Source organism: Arthrobacter melezitosi (genome assembly GCF_054511055.1).
Genome location: NZ_JBTNDJ010000003.1, coordinates 208,775 through 230,115 on the forward strand (window position 1 = coordinate 208,775; position 21,341 = coordinate 230,115).

The 21,341-nt window shown below is 68.8% G+C and carries 22 protein-coding genes; 18 read left to right on the top strand and 4 right to left on the bottom strand.

Annotation, left to right across the window (positions count from 1 at the left end):
- Positions 1-213 precede the first annotated feature (213 nt).
- The 4 genes from prfA (at position 214) to ACX80W_RS05565 (ending at position 3,958) form a co-directional block, all read left to right on the top strand.
- Positions 214-1,293, top strand: coding sequence for a peptide chain release factor 1 (gene prfA / locus ACX80W_RS05550; protein ID WP_459281182.1), 1,080 nt, complete (start codon positions 214-216; stop codon positions 1,291-1,293).
- Positions 1,294-2,229 carry a peptide chain release factor N(5)-glutamine methyltransferase gene (gene prmC / locus ACX80W_RS05555; RefSeq protein ID WP_459281184.1) on the top strand — a complete coding sequence of 312 codons (936 nt, stop codon included), beginning with the start codon at positions 1,294-1,296 and terminating at the stop codon, positions 2,227-2,229.
- A 4-nt stretch (positions 2,230-2,233) separates the two neighbouring features.
- Positions 2,234-3,142, top strand: a complete 909-nt coding sequence (locus tag ACX80W_RS05560; protein ID WP_459281186.1) for a glycosyltransferase — start codon at positions 2,234-2,236, stop codon at positions 3,140-3,142.
- 81 nt (positions 3,143-3,223) lie between these two features.
- Positions 3,224-3,958 carry an L-threonylcarbamoyladenylate synthase gene (locus ACX80W_RS05565; protein ID WP_459281188.1) on the top strand — a complete coding sequence of 245 codons (735 nt, stop codon included), beginning with the start codon at positions 3,224-3,226 and terminating at the stop codon, positions 3,956-3,958.
- A 5-nt stretch (positions 3,959-3,963) separates the two neighbouring features.
- Here ACX80W_RS05565 and ACX80W_RS05570 read toward each other — a convergent pair whose 3' ends face one another.
- A complete protein-coding gene (locus tag ACX80W_RS05570; protein WP_459281190.1) occupies positions 3,964-4,950 on the bottom strand; it encodes a glycosyltransferase in 987 nt (328 codons plus the stop codon).
- Positions 4,951-5,120: 170 nt separating this feature from the next.
- Between ACX80W_RS05570 and ACX80W_RS05575 the strand changes: the two genes are divergently transcribed.
- From ACX80W_RS05575 to ACX80W_RS05630, 12 genes are all read left to right on the top strand, one after another.
- Positions 5,121-6,986 carry a polysaccharide biosynthesis protein gene (locus ACX80W_RS05575; protein ID WP_459281192.1) on the top strand — a complete coding sequence of 622 codons (1,866 nt, stop codon included), beginning with the start codon at positions 5,121-5,123 and terminating at the stop codon, positions 6,984-6,986.
- A complete protein-coding gene (locus ACX80W_RS05580) occupies positions 6,983-8,005 on the top strand; it encodes an MraY family glycosyltransferase (RefSeq protein WP_459281194.1) in 1,023 nt (340 codons plus the stop codon). Before ACX80W_RS05575 ends, ACX80W_RS05580 begins: the two co-directional genes overlap by 4 nt.
- A 129-nt stretch (positions 8,006-8,134) precedes the next feature.
- Entirely contained in the window at positions 8,135-8,617 is a 483-nt protein-coding gene (locus ACX80W_RS05585; RefSeq protein ID WP_459281196.1) for a Cg1360 family ATP-synthase-associated protein, read from the top strand.
- A 383-nt stretch (positions 8,618-9,000) separates the two neighbouring features.
- Positions 9,001-9,822 (top strand): F0F1 ATP synthase subunit A, encoded by an 822-nt coding sequence (gene atpB, locus ACX80W_RS05590; RefSeq protein ID WP_459281198.1) that lies wholly within the window; start codon positions 9,001-9,003, stop codon positions 9,820-9,822.
- Positions 9,823-9,895: 73 nt separating this feature from the next.
- The gene (locus tag ACX80W_RS05595) at positions 9,896-10,111 is read left to right on the top strand and encodes an ATP synthase F0 subunit c (protein ID WP_019481292.1); all 216 of its coding nucleotides are present in this window, start codon (positions 9,896-9,898) and stop codon (positions 10,109-10,111) included.
- 50 nt (positions 10,112-10,161) lie between these two features.
- Positions 10,162-10,710: a F0F1 ATP synthase subunit B gene (locus tag ACX80W_RS05600; RefSeq protein ID WP_459281200.1), complete on the top strand. Its 549-nt coding sequence runs from the start codon at positions 10,162-10,164 to the stop codon at positions 10,708-10,710.
- Positions 10,710-11,525 carry a F0F1 ATP synthase subunit delta gene (locus ACX80W_RS05605; RefSeq protein ID WP_459281202.1) on the top strand — a complete coding sequence of 272 codons (816 nt, stop codon included), beginning with the start codon at positions 10,710-10,712 and terminating at the stop codon, positions 11,523-11,525. Before ACX80W_RS05600 ends, ACX80W_RS05605 begins: the two co-directional genes overlap by 1 nt.
- A 92-nt stretch (positions 11,526-11,617) precedes the next feature.
- Positions 11,618-13,249 carry a F0F1 ATP synthase subunit alpha gene (atpA, locus tag ACX80W_RS05610; protein ID WP_459281364.1) on the top strand — a complete coding sequence of 544 codons (1,632 nt, stop codon included), beginning with the start codon at positions 11,618-11,620 and terminating at the stop codon, positions 13,247-13,249.
- Positions 13,250-13,344: 95 nt separating this feature from the next.
- The gene (locus ACX80W_RS05615; RefSeq protein ID WP_459281203.1) at positions 13,345-14,238 is read left to right on the top strand and encodes a F0F1 ATP synthase subunit gamma; all 894 of its coding nucleotides are present in this window, start codon (positions 13,345-13,347) and stop codon (positions 14,236-14,238) included.
- 51 nt (positions 14,239-14,289) lie between these two features.
- Positions 14,290-15,753 carry a F0F1 ATP synthase subunit beta gene (gene atpD, locus ACX80W_RS05620; RefSeq protein WP_459281205.1) on the top strand — a complete coding sequence of 488 codons (1,464 nt, stop codon included), beginning with the start codon at positions 14,290-14,292 and terminating at the stop codon, positions 15,751-15,753.
- 5 nt (positions 15,754-15,758) lie between these two features.
- Positions 15,759-16,049: a F0F1 ATP synthase subunit epsilon gene (locus tag ACX80W_RS05625; protein WP_459281206.1), complete on the top strand. Its 291-nt coding sequence runs from the start codon at positions 15,759-15,761 to the stop codon at positions 16,047-16,049.
- A 10-nt stretch (positions 16,050-16,059) separates the two neighbouring features.
- Positions 16,060-16,491: a DUF2550 domain-containing protein gene (locus ACX80W_RS05630; protein WP_459281207.1), complete on the top strand. Its 432-nt coding sequence runs from the start codon at positions 16,060-16,062 to the stop codon at positions 16,489-16,491.
- Positions 16,492-16,503: 12 nt separating this feature from the next.
- On the opposite strand, the gene ACX80W_RS05635 is transcribed toward ACX80W_RS05630, so the two are convergent.
- A complete protein-coding gene (locus ACX80W_RS05635; RefSeq protein ID WP_459281209.1) occupies positions 16,504-17,712 on the bottom strand; it encodes an N-acetylglucosamine-6-phosphate deacetylase in 1,209 nt (402 codons plus the stop codon).
- Between the two features lie 38 nt (positions 17,713-17,750).
- The gene (gene nucS / locus ACX80W_RS05640; protein WP_459281211.1) at positions 17,751-18,446 is read right to left on the bottom strand and encodes an endonuclease NucS; all 696 of its coding nucleotides are present in this window, start codon (positions 18,444-18,446) and stop codon (positions 17,751-17,753) included.
- A 172-nt stretch (positions 18,447-18,618) separates the two neighbouring features.
- On the opposite strand from nucS, the gene ACX80W_RS05645 reads away from it, so the two are divergent.
- Together ACX80W_RS05645 and ACX80W_RS05650 are read left to right on the top strand one after the other, a co-directional pair.
- Positions 18,619-18,942, top strand: coding sequence for an Rv1322 family protein (locus ACX80W_RS05645; protein ID WP_459281213.1), 324 nt, complete (start codon positions 18,619-18,621; stop codon positions 18,940-18,942).
- A 51-nt stretch (positions 18,943-18,993) separates the two neighbouring features.
- Positions 18,994-19,785: an alpha/beta hydrolase gene (locus ACX80W_RS05650; protein WP_459281216.1), complete on the top strand. Its 792-nt coding sequence runs from the start codon at positions 18,994-18,996 to the stop codon at positions 19,783-19,785.
- Positions 19,786-19,801: 16 nt separating this feature from the next.
- On the opposite strand, the gene ACX80W_RS05655 is transcribed toward ACX80W_RS05650, so the two are convergent.
- Positions 19,802-20,998, bottom strand: a complete 1,197-nt coding sequence (locus ACX80W_RS05655; protein ID WP_459281366.1) for an AI-2E family transporter — start codon at positions 20,996-20,998, stop codon at positions 19,802-19,804.
- Positions 20,999-21,341 lie beyond the last annotated feature (343 nt).

Here is a 21,341-nt window from a genome sequence, read left to right on the forward strand (position 1 = left end):
TCCCTCCAGCCGCCTGCGGGCGTGCGGACCACCCCGGTGGTCCGTGCGCCCGGGGCGGCTGTTTCGTTAACCGCCCGGCCCGGCCCTTTGGTTGGCCGCCCGGACCGGCGTCGGGGACGCAGCAGGAACCGGATTCCGGGCGGTTTCCCTGCGATTTCTGCGTCCTCGCTGAATCACTAGACTGGCTTGAACGAGCCGAAAGAGGTAACACCAATGTTTGAGTCCATCCAGGGCCTGCTCGACGAGCACGCGGAACTGCAGCTTCAGCTGTCCGACCCCGCCGTCCATGCCGACCAGTCGCTGGCGCGGAAGCTCGGGCGCCGGTACGCCGAACTCGGCCGCATCGTTGACGCGCACAACCGCTGGAGCACCCTGGAGGACGACCTCGAGGCGGCACGTGAGCTGGCCGGCGAGGACCCCGAGCTCGCCGCCGAGGTGCCGGTGCTCGAGGAGCAGCTTGCGGCGGCGCAGGAACGCCTCCGCCGCCTGCTGATCCCGCGCGACCCCAACGACAGCCGCAACGTCATTATCGAGGTCAAGGGCGGCGAGGGCGGCGACGAGGCGGCCCTGTTCGCCGGGGACCTGCTGCGCATGTACTCCCGCTACGCCGAATCGCGCGGGTGGAAGACCGAACTCATCTCCGCCACCGAATCCGACCTCGGCGGCTACAAGGATGTGCAGATGGCCATCAAGGGCAGCTCCAACGACCCGGCCGAGGGCGTATACGCGCGCCTGAAGTTCGAAGGCGGCGTCCACCGCGTCCAGCGCGTTCCGGTCACCGAATCCCAGGGCCGCATCCACACCTCCGCGGCCGGGGTGCTCGTGCTGCCCGAGGTCGACGAGCCCGAAGAGGTTGAAATCAGCCAGAACGACCTGAAGATCGATGTGTACCGCTCCTCCGGCCCCGGCGGGCAGTCGGTCAACACCACCGACTCGGCGGTCCGGATCACCCACCTTCCCACCGGCATCGTCGTCGCCATGCAGAACGAGAAGTCGCAGCTGCAGAACCGCGAGGCGGCAATGCGGGTGCTGCGCTCCCGCATCCTGGCCCACGAGCAGGAGAAGATCGACGCGGCGAACTCCGACATCCGCAAGTCGCAGATCCGCACGATGGACCGCTCCGAGCGCATCCGCACCTACAACTACCCGGAGAACCGGATCGCCGACCACCGCACCGGGTACAAGGCCTACAACCTCGACGCCGTCATGAACGGCGACCTCGAACCGGTGGTGCAGGCCGCCATCGAGTTGGACGAGCAGGCGCGCCTCGACGCCATCGGCGCGGACGACTGAGTGGAACCGGACACGCCGCTGGACGAGGGGCTGCGCGCCGCGGCGCGCACCCTGGCCGAGGCCGGGGTGCCCAGTCCCCGCGTCGACGCCGAACTGCTTGCGGCGCACCTCCTGGGCGTGAGCCGCGGACGGGTGCGGGCGCTGGCCCTGACCGGTTCGACGGTCCCCGCCGGCTTCGCCCAGCTCGTCGCCGAACGGGCACAGCGGATTCCCCTGCAGCACCTGACGGGGAAGGCCTATTTCCGGCACGTCGAACTCGCGGTGGGACCCGGGGTGTTCCTTCCCCGTCCCGAGACCGAATCGGTGGTGCAGCTTGTCATTGACCACGCCGCAGGCCTTGCCGGCGCCCCGGACCGGCCGGCGCTGAAGATCGTGGACCTGGGCACGGGCTCCGGCGCGATCGCCGCCGCACTGGCCGACGAGGTCCCCGGCGCGGAAATCTACGCCGTCGAGCTCAGCGACCTCGCCGCCGCGTGGGCCGCGGTCAACCTTGGTCCCCGCGGAGTGCGGCTCGTCCACGGCGACCTCGCTACGGCACTCCCGGAGCACGACGGCAGCTTCGACATCGTCGTGTCCAACCCTCCCTACATTCCCGCCGCCGCGACCCCCAACGAACCCGAGGTGGCCCTCCACGATCCGCCCGAGGCCCTGTACGGCGGGGGAGAGGACGGCATGGCGCTGCCCACGGCGGCGGCCGCCTCCGCCGCGCGGCTGCTCAAGGACGGCGGCTTCTTCGTGATGGAGCACGCCGAGGTCCAGTCCGGATGGATCGCGGCGATGCTGCGGCGGACCGGAAAGTTCTCCGAGGTTCGAACCCACCTCGACCTCAACGGCAGGCACCGCGCCACCAGCGCCGTGCTGGCGCCGCCCCGCCCGACACCTCCCCGCTCCGAGTCCGCCGGCACCGCCGCGGCGGCCGGGCCGAACCAAGGATAAGAGAATGACAAACGTAGCCGTAGCGGCCGTCACCTTCGACCGCCACGAGGAACTCGAGCTGCTGCTCAAGGGCCTCGCCCAGCAGAGCGCCCCGATCTCCTCGGTCGCGCTCGTCGACTCGGGCACCCGCCCGGCGGCCCATATCGCCGCCGCGGCCGACGGCACCATCAACTACCTCCGCTCCGAGGCCAACCTGGGCGGGGCCGGCGGTTTCGCCTACGCCATCCTGGCCGCGCTGGCCAGCGGTGCCGAGTGGATCTGGCTGATGGACGACGACGGGCACCCGGAGGATGCAAGCTGCCTCGGGACGCTCCTGGAGGCGGCCGAGGAGCACGGGCTCGACATCGTCAGCCCCCTGGTGGTGGCCACCTCGGACCCGAACCGGCTCTCGTTCAACTTCCGCATCAACGGCCTGCTCACGAACGACCGCACCCGGCTCGAACCGATGGGGTTCCTGCCGGACATGCTGCACTTCTTCAACGGCGCACTCATCCGCCGGGAGGTGTTCCACACGATCGGGCTGCCCGACCTGAAGTTCTTCATCCGCGGCGACGAGGTGGACTTCCTCGCGAAGGTTCGAAAGGCCGGCCTGAAGTACGGCACCGTGGCGACCGTCGCCGTGCGCCATCCCGCCTCGTGGGCCGAGATGAAGCCGATCTTCGGCGGCTTCATCACCCCGGTCATCCCCGAGGGCGACTTCAAGCGCTACTGTTACTTCCGCAACCGGGCCTACCTCACCCGCCGCTACCGCAACCTCCGCTGGTTCGCCGCGGACATCGTCGGATTCCCGTACTACTTCCTGACGGCCCGGGACGCCAAGGGCCTGGTGCGCTGGGCGAAGGCCTACGGCGCAGGGTTCCGCGGCAGGGGCTTCGGGTCACCGGAGGAACTGATGAAGAGCACGGCCCGCTGACCCTGCCCACCGCACCCCGCAGCCCTTCCGGCGGCACCGCCCGCGCGCCCGCCGGTCCACGCAGGAAAGGAAGAAAAACCAGTGACAACCAGCTACGACTGCACCGATCCCGCCCAGCGGGGCGAGGGACTCGCCGCGGCCCAGCGGGCCCTGGCCTCGCAGCAGTGCGTGGTGCTGCCGACCGACACGGTGTACGGCATCGCCGCGGACGCCTTTTCCCCCCGGGCCGTCGCCGCCCTGCTCGCCGCCAAGGGCCGGGGGCGGAACATGCCGCCGCCGGTGCTCATTCCCCGCCCCCAGACGATGGACGGGCTGGCCACCGGGGTGCACCCCGACGCCCGCGCCCTCGCGGAGGCGTTCTGGCCCGGCGGGCTGACCCTGATCTGCCATGCCCAGCCCTCTCTCACCTGGGATCTCGGGGAGACCTTCGGGACGGTGGCCCTGCGCGTGCCCGATGACCGGGTGGCCCTGGACCTGCTCACGCTCACCGGCCCGCTGGCCGTCTCCTCGGCCAACCGGACCGGGCAGCCCGCCGCGCGGACCGCGGCCGAGGCCCTTGAGCAGCTTGACGGCGCGGTGGCCGTCTACCTCGAGGACGGGCCGAGGGCACCGGACGCGGTGGGCTCGACGATTGTCGATGCCACGGGCGCGGTGCTGCGGGTCGTCCGGCAGGGGACGCTCTCCCTCGATCGGCTGCGCGCCGTCGTCCCGTCGATCCTGGACGTCGACGGACAGGGGCCGGCCGGCGGAACGCCCGGTCAGGCGGCGGGCCCGGACACTCCCGGTGGCGCTCCCGCGCCGGACCCGCAGGCCTGATCCGCTCAGCGGGCCGCTTCGGTGAGCGGGGGCATCGGCTGCCAGGAGGGGTCGCGGCGGATCCGCCGCGCCTCCCGCCAGCCGCGCGCCAGCGGGGCGAGCCCCCGCACCGACCGCTCCACGGCCACGAGGCGCAGCACTTCCTTGCCCGCCGTCAGCAGGGTGCCGAGGGCGAACCCCGCCGGTGAGTACCGTCCGCGGCTGCGCAGGTACTGGGCGACAAGGCCGCGGTTGCGCATTGCGTAGAACCTGCTGAGGTCGCTCGAGTCGTTGAGGTGGCGGATTCCAAGGTTGATCTGCCGCTGCGGGCGCGCCTTCGCCAGCACGTAGGCGTCGACGTAGGCGACCTCATGGGTCTGGGAGATGAGCCACCCGTAGGTCGAGTCGTCACCGTTGAGGAAGAACCGCGCATCGGGCAGCCCCACCTCGCGCACGACGTCCGCATGCACCAGCATCCCCTCGAAGCAGCCGACGTTCGTGGCGAACACGGGGGAGTGGCGGAAGACGTCGCCGGGCACCGGCAGGTGGACCCCCAGGCGGTCGACGAACCGGTGCTGCCAGAAGAACGGCCGTCCGGCGTAGTCCCAGCGCCTGCCGTGCAGGCACTTGTACCGGCCGGTGAACGGGGCGAGGGCTGCCAGGGCGTCGGGCACGGTGGTGACGTCGTCGTCCATGATCCACAGCCAGTCCGCGCCCTCGGCCAGCGCGCGCTCCATCCCGGCCGCGAATCCGCCGGCGCCGCCGGTGTTGGTGGGGAGCCGGTGGGAGAGCACCGGGAACGGGGTCTGCGCCGCGGCCGCGGCGATCACCCCGGGCGTGTCGTCGGTGCTGGCGTTGTCCACCACGACGACCCCGGCCGGGGCCGGATCGAGCGCCTTCACCGACTCAAGCAGGCCCCGAAGGTAGTCCGAGCGGTTGTACGTGGTGATGACGAGCATCAGGTTCTGCCCCTGCAGCGTACCGGGTGCAGAGGCGGCCACGATGTCGTTCAAGCTGTTCCTTCCGGACCCGCGGCGCGCGCCCGGCGGGGAGCGTGCGGAGGTTGTGCGGCTAGTATTCTCGGGTAGAACGAGTCTATTACACCGCCGCAGGCCGCCGGCCGGGCCTGCGGGAACGGGAAGCGCGGCAGCGCGGAACCTTCTGCACAACGTTGTTAGGAACCATGAGACGAACCGACGGTACAAGTGAATCCCAGGCCGCGGCCTCCGAACCCGGGCGGCCGAAGACGGACAAGCCCGCGCTCTGGCTCTGGTCCCAGTACCTGCTCGACGCCGCCGCCTGGGTCGTCGCAATCCTCCTTGCCCTGGTGCTGCGCTACGAGCTGCTCGTCCACGAGATCAACGCCGAGGGCGTGATCGTCTTCTGCGCGGCCGCCGTCGCGGCGCAGCTCCTTGTGGGCCTCAGCTTCGCCCTGTACCGCGGACGCTACAGCTTCGGCAGCTTCCACGAGGCAAAACTGCTGGTGCTCGTCACCGTCATCGTGTCGGTGCTGCTCGTGCTGATCAGCGTCGCCTTCTTCACGGTGATCGAGATCCCGCGCAGCATCGGCATCATCGCGTTCCCGTTCGCGTGCATCTTCCTCGCCTCGACGCGCTACCTCAAGCGCATGTACGTCGAGAGCAAGGCCCGTCCCGGCGAAAACGCCCAGCGCACCCTGATCTACGGCGCCGGATTCCTCGGCAACTCGCTCGTCTCGCGCATGATGCAGGACCCGGAGTCGCCGTATTTCCCCGTCGGACTGATCGACGACGACCCGGCGAAGAAACACCTGCGGCTCGCGACGGTCCCGGTGCTCGGCCGGCTCGAGGACCTGCCCGACGTCGTGGCCCGCACCCGGCCCTCGGTGCTGGTCATCGCGTTCTCCGACGTGGAGGCCGCCACGGTGCGCAGGGTCTCGGACCTGGTCGCCGGGCTGAACATGAAGGTGCTCGTGCTTCCGCCGCTGCGCGAGATGCTCGACGCCGGCTCGGGGCTCTCCGACTTCCGCGAGGTGGCCGTCGAGGACCTCATCGGGCGCCGTCCCGTGGACATCCACGCCGACGAGGTCGCCGGTTACATCACCGGCCGGCGGGTGCTCGTCACCGGCGCCGGGGGCTCGATCGGCTCCGAACTGTGCCGCCAGCTGGCCGGGTTCCATCCCGCCGAACTGATCATGCTCGACCGCGACGAGACCGGCCTCCAGACGACCCAGATCTCCCTGACCGGGCGCGGACTGCTCACCGGCAGGGACACCGTGCTCGCCGACATCCGCGACGCCGACACCCTGTTGAACATCTTCGAGGACCGCCGCCCCGAGGTCGTCTTCCACGCCGCGGCGCTCAAGCACGTCTCGCTGCTCGAGCAGTACCCCGAGGAGGCGTGGAAGACGAACGTCCAGGGCACGGTGAACGTGCTGCGCGCCGCGGCCGCGGCGGGCGTGACGAACTTCGTCAACATCTCCACCGACAAGGCGGCCGATCCCACCTCGGTCCTCGGCCACTCCAAGCGGGTGGCCGAGAAGGTCACCGCCTGGCACGCCGCGAGCACCGGGCAGAAGTACGTCTCGGTACGCTTCGGCAATGTCATCGGCAGCCGCGGATCGATGCTTCCGCTGTTCACCGAGCAGATCCGCAGCGGCGGCCCCGTCACCGTCACCGACCCGGAGGTCACGCGGTTCTTCATGACCATTCCCGAGGCCTGCCAGCTCGTCGTGCAGGCCGGGGCCATCGGACGCGGCGGCGAGGTGCTCATCCTCGACATGGGCGAACCGGTGAGGATTCTCGACGTCGCCCAGCGCATGATCGCCATGTCCGGCAAGGAGGTCCCGATCGTCTTCACCGGCCTGCGCCCCGGCGAGAAGCTCCACGAGGACCTGGTGGGCGTCGAGGAGAACGACTCCCGCCCGCTGCACCCGAAGATCTCCCACACCCCGGTGGCGCCGCTGGATCCGGCGCGCCTTGACCTGCAGGAATGGAAGAACCGCGGGCACTTCACCGCGGTGGCGCAGGCCGGCTTCCCGAAGGCCGCCGAAGGCAGGGCGCTTTCATGAGCGGGCTGTTCATCCTCACCGCCGGCGCGGCCTTCGCCGTGAGCGCCGCGCTTCCCTTCGCCGTGAAACCCCTCCTTGCCCGGCTGGGAGTCCTCGACGTACCCAACGACCGCTCCTCGCACACGACCGTGGTGATCCGGGGCATGGGCATCGCCGTCGCCGGCGGCATCGCCACGGGCCTGGTGCTCGCCCTCCTCACCGGGCTCGTCTCGATCGACCGTTCGCTGCTCGTGATCATCCTGGCGATGGTCGGTGCGGCCGCCGTGCTGGGCTGGGTCGAGGACCTGCGCGGGGTCTCGATCGTGGCCCGCGCCGGACTGCAGCTGCTCATCGGGGCCCTCGGAACCGCGGCGCTGGCCGCCGCGATCGGCCAGAGCTACTGGTGGATCCCCGTCGGGGCGGTGGCCGTGGCCGCCTACATCAACGCCGCGAACTTCATGGACGGCATCAACGGCATCTCCGGCATGCACGGCGCCGTCGTCGGGGCCTTCTACGCCGTCGGAGGCCTCCTGAGCGGGCAGCAGTGGCTCACCGTGACGGGGACCGTCATCGCGATGGCGTTCCTCGCGTTCCTGCCGTGGAACCTCGGCCGCGGATTCGTCTTCCTCGGCGACGTCGGAAGCTACCTGCTGGGCGCCTCGATCGCGGCAACGGCCGTGACCGGGCTGCTCGCCGGGGTCTACCTGGAGTACCTGCTCTCCCCGGTGCTGATCTACCTCGCCGACACCTTCACCACGTTCCTGCGCCGGGCCCGCCGCGGGGAGCGCCTCTACGCCTCCCACCGCTCGCATGTGTACCAGCGGCTCACCGACACCGGACTGAGCCACGTGCAGGTCGCACTGCTCGTGACGGTCTGCTCGGCGCTGACCGGCGCCGCCGGATTCGCCGTCGCCACCGCCCAGGCGCCGGTGGCCGTGGCAGGCTCCCTGGCCGCCGCGGCCGTCGTCACCCTCTACCTGAATTCGCCGAAGATCTTCGCCGCCCGCACGGCACGCCGCAGCATGCGCCGGGCAACCTAGGTCCGTACCCGCAGCAGGCGAATTCTATCTGCTGTAGAATAGAATCGCCCGCGGGAGCGCCGGCCGCTGCAGGACCTGCAGCCGGCAGCGCCCCGCAGCCCACCCACCCCCTGCCACGGACGGAATGCCTTGAGTACATCGGACGCCCCGGGCGTCAGCGGAAGCCCGGTGCCGCCCGGCGTTTCCGGCCCCACGGCCGCGCCGTGGCTGTACATCCTGAAGCGGTGCCTCCTCGTCACCGGCGGGGCGGCACTGCTGCTCTCGGCCGCGGCGGGACTCCTCGAGGGCGGCGGGGGAGCGCTCAGTGCGGCGTTCGGCTACGCCGTCGTCGCCGTGTTCTTCGGCATCAGCCTCCTGATCGGCCACTTCGCCGGCAGGACCAACCCCTCGGGCGCCCTCGGGCTCTTCGCCGTCACCTATGCGATCAAGGTCGTCGGTTTCGCCGCCGTCCTCTTCCTGCTCGGCACCCCGCCGTGGCTGGAGCGCACCTGGTTCTTCAGCGCCGCCGTGGGGACGGTCATCCTCTGGCAGGTCGTCGAGGTGTTCGTCTTCTCCAAGGCCCGCCACCAGCTCTACAACGACGACGAAACGGAGGCCGGCCGTGAGCCGTGATCAGGGGCCCGCAGAGGGCCGCGGGCAGGACGATCGGGGCCGGTACGGTGAGGGCGGTTACAACGCTGGAATCGCCGTCTTCAGCTACATCACTGGCGGGATCCTGGTCTGGAGTTTGATAGGGTGGGGGCTGGATAATCTTCTGGGAACACGTTGGATAGTGCTCGCAGGGGCTCTCTTGGGTGCCGGGGGCGGTTTCTATCTCTCCCACATGCACAACCTCACCCGAACGCACCTCTCTGAATCCGGCAGCACGCCGCAGGGCCGCCCCGAGCCTCCGGAGAACAGCCCGAAGTGAAGCCGAACAACTTAATGAGCCGGAGCAGTGTCGCTGTCGCCGGTGGAATCATGCCCAACGATGGACACTGCAGAGAGGAATCGCGTTGATCGCGCTTGCGCTCCCGGCCGAAACAACCGATGAGGGTTTCGTCGCCCCCACGATTGAAGACACCCACTATCCGGACATCCTCCCCTGGGGCGGTGAATACGGCGTCTGGTTCGAAGGTGGCTTCGGCAAGCAGATGCTCCTTGTCATCTTCTCCGTCATCCTCATCGCCTCCTTCTTCCTCGTCGCCTCGCGGCGCGGCCAGATGGTGCCGGGCAAGCTGCAGTTCCTCGGGGAGTCCGCGTACGGGTTCGTCCGCAACTCCATCGGCAAGGACATCATCGGCGGCCGGGACTACCTGAAGTACGTTCCCTGGCTGTTCGCCGCGTTCTTCTTCGTCCTGGTGAACAACATCTTCGGCGCCATCCCGCTGCTGCAGATCCCCACCTTCTCCCACCCGGGCAGCGCGTACGCCATCGCGGCCATCTTCTACGTGCTGTGGATCGCCATCGGCATCAAGAAGCACGGCCTGCGCTACTTCAAGCTGGCCGTCGTCCCCTCGGGCGTGCCCTGGTACATCATGCCGCTGCTGATCCCGATCGAGATCATCTCCAACTTCCTCGTCCGGCCGGTCACCCACTCGCTCCGACTCTTCGCGACGATGCTCGCCGGCCACCTCATCATCAGCCTCGCGGGTTCCGCGATCGAGTACATGGCGCTCTCCGGCAGCGTCCTGCTGCAGGGCACCGGCGTGCTGGTCCTGGGCGGAGCCGTGGCGATGTATATGCTCGAAGCGCTGATCATGGTCCTGCAGGCGTACGTCTTCACGCTGCTGGCCGCGATCTACATCGAGGGCGCGCTTCACGCCGACGCCCACTGATCACAAATTCTTCCCCGTCGGGGATGATCCCAAACAACCTGCCGCACCAAGGCGGCATCTTGAAAGGAACACAATGGAAGTACAGGGTAGCCTCAACCTCGTTGGATACGGTCTCTCCGCAATCGGCGGTGGTATCGGCGTGGGTCTCGTATTCGCCGCCTACATCAACGGCGTAGCACGTCAGCCCGAGGCACAGCGCGTTCTTCAGCCGATCGCCTTCCTCGGCCTGGCTCTGACCGAAGCCCTCGCGATCCTCGGTCTGGTCTTCGCCTTCGTCATCGGCGCCTAAGAACTCCTGGCTGGAAATCCGAAGACCAGTTGAAGAAAGACGGGTGAAACATGTTTAATGCAGCCATTATGGCAGCGGAAGAGGGCGCAAACCCGCTCATCCCGAACGGGTGGGAGATCCTCGTTACGCTGGCCGGCTTCGCGGTCCTGATGTTCATCGTCATCAAGTACGTCATGCCGGCGTTCGAGAAGACGTTCGCGGAGCGCACGGAGGCCATCGAGGGCGGCATCGCGAAGGCGGAAGCCGCCCAGGCGGAAGCCAATGCCGCACGCGAGGAGTACAAGCAGCAGCTTGTCGATGCCCGCACCGAGGCCAACCGCATCCGCGAGGAGGCCCGCGCCGAAGGTGCGCAGATCCTCGCCTCGCTCAAGGAGAAGGCGGCCGCCGAGTCGGCACGCATCACCGAGCAGGCCCACGTCCAGATCGAGGCCGAGCGCCAGGCCGCCGTCGTGTCCCTGCGGGCCGAGGTCGGCACGCTCGCCACGGAGCTGGCAAGCCGCATCGTTGGGGAGTCCCTGGCCGACGACGCTCGTTCAGCGCGCGTCATCGACCGCTTCCTCGCCGATCTGGACAACCAGAGCGCAGGTGCAGCGAAATAATGGCCGGTGTATCAAGCCAGTCCCTCGCCACGGTCCGCCGGGAGCTCGAAACGCGGCTCCCCGGCGCCCCGCTGTCACTGGCCGAGGAGCTTTTCGGAGTCCTCTCCATCCTCGACAGCAATGCGGGCCTGCGCCGTGCGCTGACCGACCCTTCCCGCACGGGCGGGGACAAAGCCACGCTGGTTGACCAGCTCGTGGCGGGCAGGGTCTCGGCTGACGCCGTCGCAGTGGTCAAGGAACTCGTCGCCGAACGGTGGGCCAACGCCCGCGACATCGGCGATGCCCTCGAGACGCTCGCCGCGACGGTGGCCATCTCGGTGGCGGAGTCCCAGGGGAGCGGCCCCCAGGGGCTGGAGAAGCTGGAAAGCGACCTGTTCTCCTTCATCGCCGTCGTCGATTCGAACCACGATCTTCAGCGTGCGCTGTCCGACCGCCAGGCGGGCTCGGAGGCGAAGGCGGCCCTCGCGCTGCGTCTCGTCCCCGAGGCCGGTGATGCGGCGAAACTCCTCATCCGCCAGGCTGTCACCGCCCCGCGCGGCCTCAAGCCGGCAGCGCTCGTCAAGCGCTTCGTTGAACTGGTTGCCGCCCGGCAGCAGCGCTGGATTGCCACTGTCAGCGTTACCCGTCCGCTGACCGCGGAGCAGCAGTCCAGGCTTGCTGCGGGCCTCAACCGCCTCTACGGGCGCGAACTGCAGATCAACCTCAACGTTGATCCTTCCCTGATCGGCGGTGTTCGGGTCAGCGTGGGCGACGAAATGGTCGACTCCACGGTGGTCACGAGGCTGTCCGAGCTCCGCCGCAGGCTGGCGGGATAGGCGCCCCCGGCGCCGAGCAACATCCAATATTGAATTACACACAGGTCACCGCCGTCGGTGGTGATCGCAACACAGGAGAGCAGGGACTGCAGATGGCCGAATTGACCATCAACGCCGAAGATGTCCGTAATGCGTTGAACGAATTTGCGGCGTCCTACGAACCCGGAAATGCGGAGCGCGTCGAAGTTGGCCGCGTCACCACCGCAAGCGACGGCATTGCCAAGGTTGAGGGTCTGCCTTCGGTCATGGCGAACGAGCTGCTGCGTTTCGAGGACGGCACGCTGGGCCTGGCCCAGAACCTTGACACCCGCGAGATCGGCGTGGTCGTCCTCGGCGACTACGGCGGCATCGAGGAAGGCCAGGAAGTACACCGCACCGGGGAGATCCTTTCGGTTCCCGTCGGTGACGCCTTCCTCGGCCGCGTCGTCGATCCCCTCGGCCAGCCGCTCGATGAGCTGGGCGAGATCGCTGCCGAGGGCCGCCGCGCCCTCGAGCTCCAGGCCCCGGGCGTCACCATGCGCAAGTCGGTCCACGAGCCGATGCAGACCGGACTGAAGGCCATCGACGCGATGATCCCGATCGGCCGCGGCCAGCGCCAGCTGATCATCGGCGACCGCCAGACCGGCAAGTCCGCCATCGCGATCGACACGATCATCAACCAGCGCGACAACTGGGCCTCGGGCGACGTGAACAAGCAGGTCCGCTGCATCTACGTCGCCATCGGCCAGAAGGCCTCGACCATCGCGGCGGTGCGCCAGACCCTCGAGGACAAGGGCGCCCTGGAGTACACCACGATCGTGGCCTCGCCGGCCTCCGACCCCGCCGGCTTCAAGTACCTCGCCCCCTACGCGGGCTCGGCCATCGGCCAGCACTGGATGTACGGCGGCAAGCACGTCCTGATCGTGTTCGACGACCTGTCCAAGCAGGCCGAGGCCTACCGTGCGGTGTCGCTGCTGCTGCGCCGCCCGCCGGGACGCGAAGCCTACCCGGGTGACGTGTTCTACCTGCACTCCCGCCTGCTGGAGCGTTGTGCCAAGCTCTCCGACGAGCTCGGTGCCGGTTCGATGACGGGTCTGCCGCTCATCGAGACCAAGGCCAACGACGTCTCGGCGTACATCCCGACCAACGTCATCTCCATCACCGACGGACAGATCTTCCTCCAGTCGGACCTGTTCAACGCCAACCAGCGCCCGGCGGTCGACGTCGGTGTCTCGGTGTCCCGCGTCGGTGGTGCAGCGCAGGTCAAGTCGATGAAGAAGGTCTCGGGCACGTTGAAGCTCGACCTGGCCCAGTACCGCGACATGCAGGCCTTCGCGATGTTCGCCTCGGACCTCGATGCGGCCTCGCGCCAGCAGCTGACCCGCGGCTCGCGCCTGACCGAACTGCTGAAGCAGGGCCAGTACTCCCCGATGCCCGTTGAGGAGCAGGTCGTCTCGATCTGGGCCGGCACCAACGGCCACCTCGACGAGGTTCCCGTCAGCGACGTCCGGAAGTTCGAGAGCGAATTCCTTGACCACCTGCGGAACCGCTCGTCGGTCCTGACGACGCTCGCCCAGACGAACAAGCTCGAGGACTCGACGGTCCAGGAGCTTGAGAGCCAGGTCGAGGTCTTCAAGCAGGGCTTCTTCGGGCAGGGTCCCGAAAGCCTCACGGCCAACGAGAAGCACGACGCCCTTTCCGAGGACGCAGTGGACCAGGAAAAGATCGTCAAGCAGAAGCGCTAAGGGCCTACGGCCGCCGCCCTGCAGGAGTGTGGGGCGGCGGCCGGTGCCTGGAGCCTTAGTCGTTCCCCGGGCGGGGAGCGAAGGAAAGGACAAGTATGGGAGCCCAGATTCGGGTCTACCGCCAGAAGATCTCCTCAACGACCTCGATGCGGAAGATCTTCAAGGCGATGGAACTGATCGCGACTTCTCGCATCGGCAAGGCGCGCACCCGCGTCGCGGCGTCGCTGCCGTACGCCAACGCGATCACCCGTGCCGTTTCTGCAGTGGCATCGCAGTCGGAGATCGACCACCCGCTGACCACCGAGCACACCGAGGTGCGCCGTGCCGCGGTGCTCATCATGACCTCGGACCGCGGCCTTGCCGGTTCGTACTCCGCGAGCGTGCTCAAGCAGGCCGAGTCGCTGCAGGAGATGCTCCGCAGTGAGGGCAAGGAAGTGAAGGCCTACCTCGTTGGGCGCAAGGCGCAGGCGTACTTCGACTTCCGCCACCGTTCCTACGAGAAGGCCTGGACCGGCGGCACGGATGCTCCCGAGTTCGCCACGGCGCGTGAGATCGGCAGCGCGCTGGTCAACGAGTTCATCACCGGCTACGAGGACGGCGGCGTCGACGAGATCCACGTCGTGTACATGCGCTTCCGTTCGATGGTGATGCAGGAGCCAACCGTCATCCGGCTGCTTCCGCTCGAGGTCGTCGAAGAGGAGACCGCCAGCGAGTCGGACCTGCTGCCGCTCTACGAGTACGAGCCGGAGCCGGAGCGTGTCCTGGACGCCCTCCTGCCGCGGTACATCGAGTCCCGGATCTTCGCGGCGCTGCTGCAGGCGGCCGCCAGCGAGCTCGCCGCCCGGCAGCGTGCGATGAAGTCGGCGGGGGACAACGCCACCGAACTGATCAAGAAGTACACGCGCCTGAGGAACACCGCCCGCCAGGCGGAAATCACGCAGGAGCTTTCGGAGATCGTTGCCGGCGCTGACGCGCTCAGCGCCTCCTGATCCACAAGATAAACTTAGTTCCACGCCATCTACGTAAATGAAGTGAGAGAGATGACTGCCCAGACTGTTGAACACGGTACGGACTCAGTTGCCCCCGGAGCTACCGGCCGTATTGCACGTGTCATTGGCCCGGTTGTCGACGTCGAGTTTCCGGCTGACGCGATCCCCGCAATCTACAACGCGCTGACCTGCGAGATCACCCTCAATGGTGAGACGCACATGATCACCTTCGAGACCTCGCAGCACCTCGGCGACAACCTTGTCCGGGCGATCTCGCTCCAGGCGACCGACGGCCTCGTCCGCGGCACCGTGGTGCAGGACACCGGCCAGGCCATTTCCGTGCCCGTCGGCGACGGCGTCAAGGGCCACATCTTCAACGTGCTGGGCAAGCCCCTCGACGTCGAGGAGTCCTCCCTGCAGATCACCGAGCGCTGGCCCATCCACCGCAAGGCTCCTTCGTTTGCCTCCCTCGAGGGTTCGACCGAGATGCTCGAGACCGGCATCAAGAGCATCGACCTGCTGACCCCCTACATCAAGGGTGGAAAGATCGGCCTGTTCGGCGGTGCCGGGGTCGGCAAGACCGTTCTGATCCAGGAAATGATCACCCGTGTGGCCCGGAACTTCGGTGGAACCTCGGTGTTCGCCGGCGTCGGGGAGCGCACCCGTGAGGGCAACGACCTCTGGGTCGAAATGGAAGAGGCGGGCGTGCTCAAGGACACCGCGCTCGTGTTCGGCCAGATGGACGAGCCGCCGGGAACGCGCCTGCGCGTCGCGCTGTCGGCCCTGACCATGGCCGAGTACTTCCGCGACGTCCAGAAGCAGGACGTGCTGCTCTTCATCGACAACATCTTCCGCTTCACCCAGGCCGGTTCCGAGGTGTCGACCCTGCTGGGCCGCATGCCGTCCGCCGTGGGTTACCAGCCGAACCTCGCCGACGAGATGGGCCTCCTGCAGGAGCGCATCACCTCGACGAAGGGCCACTCGATCACCTCGATGCAGGCGATCTACGTCCCCGCCGACGACTACACCGACCCGGCGCCGGCGACCACCTTCGCCCACCTCGATGCGACGACCGAGCTGTCCCGCGAGATCGCCTCGCGCGGCCTGTACCCGGCCATCGACCCGCTGGCCTCGACCTCGCGCATCCTGGATCCGCAGTACATCGGCCACGACCACTACAACACGGCGGTCCGGGTCAAGCAGATCCTGCAGAAGAACAAGGAACTCCAGGACATCATCGCGATCCTGGGCGTCGACGAACTGTCCGAAGAGGACAAGATCGTCGTCTCGCGCGCACGCCGCATCCAGCAGTTCCTCTCGCAGAACACCTACACCGCCAAGCAGTTCACCGGCGTGGAGGGTTCGACCGTGAGCATCAAGGACACCATCGAGGGCTTCAAGGCCATCTGCGACGGCGACCTTGACCACATCGCCGAGCAGGCCTTCTTCAACATCGGCGGACTCGACGACGTCGAGCGCCAGTGGGCGAAGATCCAAGAGCGGACCGGTAAGTAAAGCTCATGGCCTCTGCAGAGCTCGAAGTCGAAATTGTCGCAGCCGACCACTTCGTGTGGTCCGGCCCGGCAACCATGGTCAAGGCGCGCACCAGCGAAGGCGAGATCGGGATCCTTCCCGGGCACTCGCCGGTGCTCGCCCTGCTCGGGGAAGGCGAACTCGCAATCCAGCCGGTGAGTGGTGAGCGCATCCTGGTCGCAGTCGACAGCGGGTTCTTCTCCGTCGACAGCAACCGTGTGGTAATCGTGGCCGACAACGCCACCGTCGGCGGCTCGGCTCCCGCGGGAAACCGCTGACACCACCGCCATGGACGGTCTGAGTCTGCTGTTGATTCTCATTGCGGCCGTCTTCGGCGTGCTGGTTCTGCTGGTTGGCGCCTTCCTGCTGCGCCGGTACCAGTTGGGCCGCACACTTGGCACCTTCGACGCCTCCATCCGCCTCCCCGACAAGGGGTGGCGGATGGGGGTTTGTCGTTATACGGACACCCACCTCGAATGGCTCCGCCTGATGTCGCTGAGCCCCGTTCCGGTGCGCCGCTATCTGCGCAGTTCCCTTGAGCTCAAGGGATGGCGCCAGCCCACCGAGGCGGAGGCCGGCCGGGTGCTGCCCGGCTGCATCGTGGTCACGCTGGGCTACGAGGGCTCGGAGGTCCAGCTCGCCATGAAATACCCCGTGTACGCAGGGCTGTCGTCCTGGCTCGAGGCCGGTCCGGTCATCGGTATCGGCACCTGGCGCTGACCACGCCCGCCCTCAGGGCAGCCTGAGCCAGGCCCCGGCCCGCAGCACGCCCAGCAGTTCGAGGTCGGCCGAGGCGACCACCGCGTCGGCACGCAGCCCGGCCCGCAGGCTGCCCAGCTCATCGGCCAGCCCGAGCACGCCCGCCGGCACGGCCGAGGCCGCCTGGACGGCGTCGGCGAGGCCCACCCCGGCCTCCACCGCGCACCTCACCACTTCGAGCAGGGTCCGGGTCCCTCCGGACGGTGCGTCCGCCCCGCCGCGGCGGGCCACGCCCGCGCGGACCGTGATCTCGGTGCGCCCCAGCCGGAAGACCCCATCATCCCGTCCCGCGGCGGCCGTCGAGTCGCTGACCAGGCAGATGTTGTCCGGCCCGGCCAGGGTGAAGGCCATCCGGGCGGTGTCCGCATGGAGGTGGACGTTGTCGACGATCAGCTCCACCGCAATCTCCCCGGCCCGCGCGCGCTCGAGCAGGAGGGGCACCGGCCCCGGTGAGCGGTGGTGGATGGCGGGCATGGCGTTGAAGAGGTGGGTGGCCATCGGCCTGCCGCTGAAACCGTCGAAGCCCGTCGAGGCAAGCTCCTCATTGATCAGCTCGAGGGCGGCGGAGGCCTGTTCGGCCGTGCAGTCGGTGTGGCCGATGGCGGGGATGACCCCGTGCGTGACCAGGTCGTAGACGAGCGTGTCGGTGCCCTCGAGCTCCGGCGCGTACGTCATGGAGATGAGGTGGTTGCCGGCCGCTGCGACGAGGTCGGCGAGCAGGGCCTCATCGGGCTTGTGCAGGTGGGCCGGGTCGTGCATTCCGGCGCGGGCGGGGGAGAGGAAGGGGCCCTCGGCGTGGATCCCGGCGATGAGCCCGTCGTCGGCCGCGGCGGCCAGGAGCGGGAACGCCCGCAGGAGGTCCGGGCCGGGGGCGGCGCCGGTGCTGGCGAGCAGGGTTGTTGTGCCGCTGCCATGCTGGAACGAGATGGCGCTGCGGATCTCCGCGGCGCTGCCGGAGGTGAAGTCCCCGCCGCCGCCGCCATGGCAGTGCAGGTCCACGAGCCCGGGGAGGATCAACGCACCGTCGGGCAGCCGGGGGGAACCCGTTGGGTCCGCCGGCCGGGCGGGCCCGGCATAGGTGATGCGGGAGCCTTCCCAGCCGAGCACGGCGTCCTCGATGATGCCCGACTCGGTCACCATCCGCCCGGAAAGGTGGTTGGACGTGCCCTGCAGGTTGGCCATGGTCCGATTCTATGCGCCGGAACCGGCCCGTGCCGGTGCTAGAAGAGGCGGGACTCCTTGTCGTCCACCCCGCGCATCGCGTCGTAGTCCAGCGTGAGGCAGTCGATTCCCCGGTCGGTGGCGAGGGTGCGGGCCTGCGGCTTGATCTGCTGGGCCGCGAAGACCCCGCGCACCGGGGACATCAGCGGATCCCGGTTGAGCAGTTCGAGGTACCGGGTGAGCTGCTCGACGCCGTCGATGTCGCCGCGGCGCTTCAGCTCGACGGCCACGGTGGCGCCCTGGCCGTCGCGGGCCAGGATGTCCACCGGGCCGATCGCGGTCATGTATTCGCGCCGGATCAGGGTGAAGCCCTCGCCGAGGAGGGTGATCTGCTCGGCGAGCAGCCGCTGCAGGTCGGCCTCGACCCCGTCCTTCACCAGTCCCGGGTCGACCCCGAGGTCGTGGGAGGACTCGTGCAGCTGCTCGCGGATATTGATGACGAGCCGGTCATCGCTCTTGGCGTGCTGCACCGTCCACACCTCGGTGATCCCCTCCGCAGCGTCGGCCTCGTCGGGGGCGCTGACGCGCAGCGACGCCGGCGGGCTCATCCAGTTCAGCGGCTTGTAGGAGCCGCCGTCGGAGTGGACGAGGACGGAGCCGTCGGCCTTGACCATGAGCAGGCGGGTGGCCAGCGGCAGGTGGGCGCGGAGGCGGCCGATGTAATCAACGGAGCAGCGGGCAATGACTAGACGCACACGCTTCACTGTACCGTTTGGCGGCCCGCTGCCCGGTGCGCACCCGCCCCGGCGCGGCCAAGCCGGGGCAGCCCAGCCGGGGTCCGGGCCCGCCGGTCCGCCGCGGAGGGAAACCCGGGCCGGCCGCGGGGTGGGGTTTCGGCGCGGGGGTGGGTTCGGGCACACTTGGACAATGCCCCGCTCGAACCGCCCCCGCCGCACCAAGGGCTCCCCCCGCGGCAAGGCGCCGGAGCCGGAGGAGTCGGACCTCGAGCGGGCACGGGTCGGTTTGCCGCTGCGCGTGAGCGCCCCGGACGGGGAGTGGGCGGTGCGCCGGATCACCGAGCGGAACGCGGCCAAGGAGTACACCTGCCCGGGATGCCACCGGACGATCCCCCCGGGAATTGCCCATCTCGTGGTGTGGCGGGAGGACTCCCTGCTCGGCGCGGAGTCGGCCCTGGCGGACCGCAGGCACTGGCACGTGCACTGCTGGAACATCCGCAGCTACCGGTACTGAGCGCCCGGCGCCGGCGTCCAAGGGCCCGCGGGCGGGCCCTAGAATGGGGAAATGGCCAGCAATCCCCAGGACTATGACTTCTCACCGAGCACCGAGCCGATCGAGATCCGCGCCTCAACCGTGCTGCCCGCGGACCGGCGGAACATCGAGCTGAAGACCGCGGACGGGCTCACGCTCGTGGGCGAATTCGCTGCGCCCCTGGACGGGAAGCCGAAGGCGACCCTCATCACGCTGCACCCCCTGCCGACCCACGGCGGCTTCATGGACTCCCACCTCTTCCGCAAGGCCTCCTTCCGCCTGCCGGCCCTTGCCGGGATCGCCGTGCTGCGGTTCAACACGCGCGGCACCTGCTCCCCGCGCGGCTGCAGCGAGGGGACCTTCGACGGCGGTGCCTCCGAGCGCCTCGACGTTGAGGCGGCGGTGAAATGGGCCGTGGACCAGGGCCTGGAGAACATCTGGCTCGTGGGGTGGTCCTTCGGCACCGAGCTGTGCCTGAAGTACGGGGCGTCCGATCCGGTTGCGGAGCACATCGAGGGTGCGATCCTGATCTCCCCGCCGCTCCACCGCGCCGGGGACGCCGACCTTGAGGCCTGGGCCGACGCGGGGCTGCCCCTGACCGTCCTCGTTCCCGAGCTCGACGACTACCTCCGCCCGGAGGCCGCCCAGGAACGATTCGCCGCCGTCCCGCAGGCGGTGGTGACCCCCGTCGACGGAGCGAAGCACCTGTGGGTCGGGGAGAAGTACGCCTCCCGGGCGCTGAACGAGATCGTCGACGTCGTCCTCCCCTCGCCGGCTTCCCCGCTGCCCACCCGGTGGGAAGGCGAGGCGGCGACCGCCTCCTGAGCGCGGCCGGCGGGCCCTACTGCTGGTCCTGCCGGGCGATGAAGACCTCCTTGAGCAGCAGCATGATCGCCGCCGCCGTGGGGATGGCGATCAGGGCGCCGAGCACGCCGAGCAGGCTGCCGCCGGCGATCACGGCGATGACGGCGACGGCGCCGGGCACCGCGACGGCCCGCTGCATGATGCGCGGGGAGATGAAGTACGCCTCGAACTGCAGGTACGCGATGTACGGGATGGCGAACAGCAGCGCGGTCTGCCACCCGACGGTCAGGGCCACGAGGCTGACGAAGCAGGCGGCCATGAGCGCCCCCACCAGCGGGATGAACGCCAGCAGGACGACGACGAACGCCAGCAGCACCGAGAACGGCACTCCCACGATGGACATGACGATGAAGGCGAAGGCGCCGTTGAGGAGGGCGACGCAGGCCTGCCCGATCACGTACATGCCCACGCTGCGCGTGATCTCCTCGGACAGCGACTGCACGCGGGCCCGCCGCGACCGCGGGGCGAGGCGGTAGGCCCACTTCTTCATGGAGGGAAGGGAAGCGAGGAAGTAAAGGGTCAGGACCAGCACGATCAGGGTGCCGAACAGTCCGTTGAGGATGACGGTGCCCACCCCCAGGACGCCGCCGAAGATCCCGCTGACCGCGCCGCCCTCGGCGAAGAAGTTGTTGATCTCCGTCGACACCCGGTCGCGGACCTGGAACTGCTGGTCCACGGTGCGGAAGAAATCGGAGTTGAGGAAGGTCTGGGCGTAGGCCGGGCCGCGGTCGATGATCTGGGCGGTCTGGTCCACGATGGTGGGGATGAGGGTGGCGAAGAACCCCACCACCAGGCCCACCAGGAGCGTCAGGGACAGGGTGATCCCGGCCGGGCGGGGGACCCCGCGCTCGTCGAGCCACCGCACGATCGGGTCAAGGCCAAGGGCGATGAACAGGGCCGCCCCGATCCACAGGAGCAGCTGGCCGACATTCATGATCATGAAGTAGGCGAGCAGTGCCAGGCCGACCCCGACGCTGGCCATGAACCCGAAGTGGATCGGGTGCTGGCGCATTGAGCGGGGAGGAAGCCCGCCGAACTTCAGCCGCTCGTCGGTGAGCTGAACCGAGGGGTCGACGGGGACGGTCACCGGATCCATCTCCGGCGGGAACTCGAAGCGCCGCCGGGGCTGGGCCCCCGGGATCGGCCGCCGGAGCCGGGTGAACAGCGCAGCCATCCTGCCCTGGGCGAGTGCGGGGGTGGGTCCGCCCCCGTCGGCCGGGGGAGTTGCGCCGCTGTCCGTGCCGGCCGGGGCGTCGTCGGGCCGCGGCAGCGGCGCGTTGACCGGCACTTCCTCATTGTTCGTCACGCTGCGGTCTGCCTTCACTGGTGCTGCGTTCGGGGTTGGATCACAAGCGAAACACTACAGCCGGGCCCCCGTGAAGGCAGGCCTTTCCCCTCGCCCGGGCGTCGGAGTGTCCGGCGGCAGCACGCACCGGCGCCGCCGCGCCGCAGTGAGCCGGTCCACAGGAATCGAACCCCCACGCGCAACTTAGCTACCATGGGAGAACTAATCGAGA

Excerpts from the sequence above, each read along its gene's own strand:
- ACX80W_RS05625 (WP_459281206.1), top strand. The coding sequence starts at position 15,759 with ATGGCCTCTGCAGAGCTCGAAGTCGAAATTGTCGCAGCCGACCACTTC.
- ACX80W_RS05645 (WP_459281213.1), top strand. The coding sequence starts at position 18,619 with ATGCCCCGCTCGAACCGCCCCCGCCGCACCAAGGGCTCCCCCCGCGGC.
- atpD (WP_459281205.1), top strand. The coding sequence starts at position 14,290 with ATGACTGCCCAGACTGTTGAACACGGTACGGACTCAGTTGCCCCCGGA.
- ACX80W_RS05600 (WP_459281200.1), top strand. The coding sequence starts at position 10,162 with ATGTTTAATGCAGCCATTATGGCAGCGGAAGAGGGCGCAAACCCGCTC.
- ACX80W_RS05630 (WP_459281207.1), top strand. The coding sequence starts at position 16,060 with ATGGACGGTCTGAGTCTGCTGTTGATTCTCATTGCGGCCGTCTTCGGC.
- ACX80W_RS05650 (WP_459281216.1), top strand. The coding sequence starts at position 18,994 with ATGGCCAGCAATCCCCAGGACTATGACTTCTCACCGAGCACCGAGCCG.
- atpA (WP_459281364.1), top strand. The coding sequence starts at position 11,618 with ATGGCCGAATTGACCATCAACGCCGAAGATGTCCGTAATGCGTTGAAC.
- ACX80W_RS05655 (WP_459281366.1), bottom strand. The coding sequence starts at position 20,998 with ATGGCTGCGCTGTTCACCCGGCTCCGGCGGCCGATCCCGGGGGCCCAG.
- ACX80W_RS05595 (WP_019481292.1), top strand. The coding sequence starts at position 9,896 with ATGGAAGTACAGGGTAGCCTCAACCTCGTTGGATACGGTCTCTCCGCA.
- ACX80W_RS05605 (WP_459281202.1), top strand. The coding sequence starts at position 10,710 with ATGGCCGGTGTATCAAGCCAGTCCCTCGCCACGGTCCGCCGGGAGCTC.
- ACX80W_RS05575 (WP_459281192.1), top strand. The coding sequence starts at position 5,121 with ATGAGACGAACCGACGGTACAAGTGAATCCCAGGCCGCGGCCTCCGAA.
- ACX80W_RS05635 (WP_459281209.1), bottom strand. The coding sequence starts at position 17,712 with ATGGCCAACCTGCAGGGCACGTCCAACCACCTTTCCGGGCGGATGGTG.
- ACX80W_RS05560 (WP_459281186.1), top strand. The coding sequence starts at position 2,234 with ATGACAAACGTAGCCGTAGCGGCCGTCACCTTCGACCGCCACGAGGAA.
- prfA (WP_459281182.1), top strand. The coding sequence starts at position 214 with ATGTTTGAGTCCATCCAGGGCCTGCTCGACGAGCACGCGGAACTGCAG.
- ACX80W_RS05580 (WP_459281194.1), top strand. The coding sequence starts at position 6,983 with ATGAGCGGGCTGTTCATCCTCACCGCCGGCGCGGCCTTCGCCGTGAGC.
- ACX80W_RS05615 (WP_459281203.1), top strand. The coding sequence starts at position 13,345 with ATGGGAGCCCAGATTCGGGTCTACCGCCAGAAGATCTCCTCAACGACC.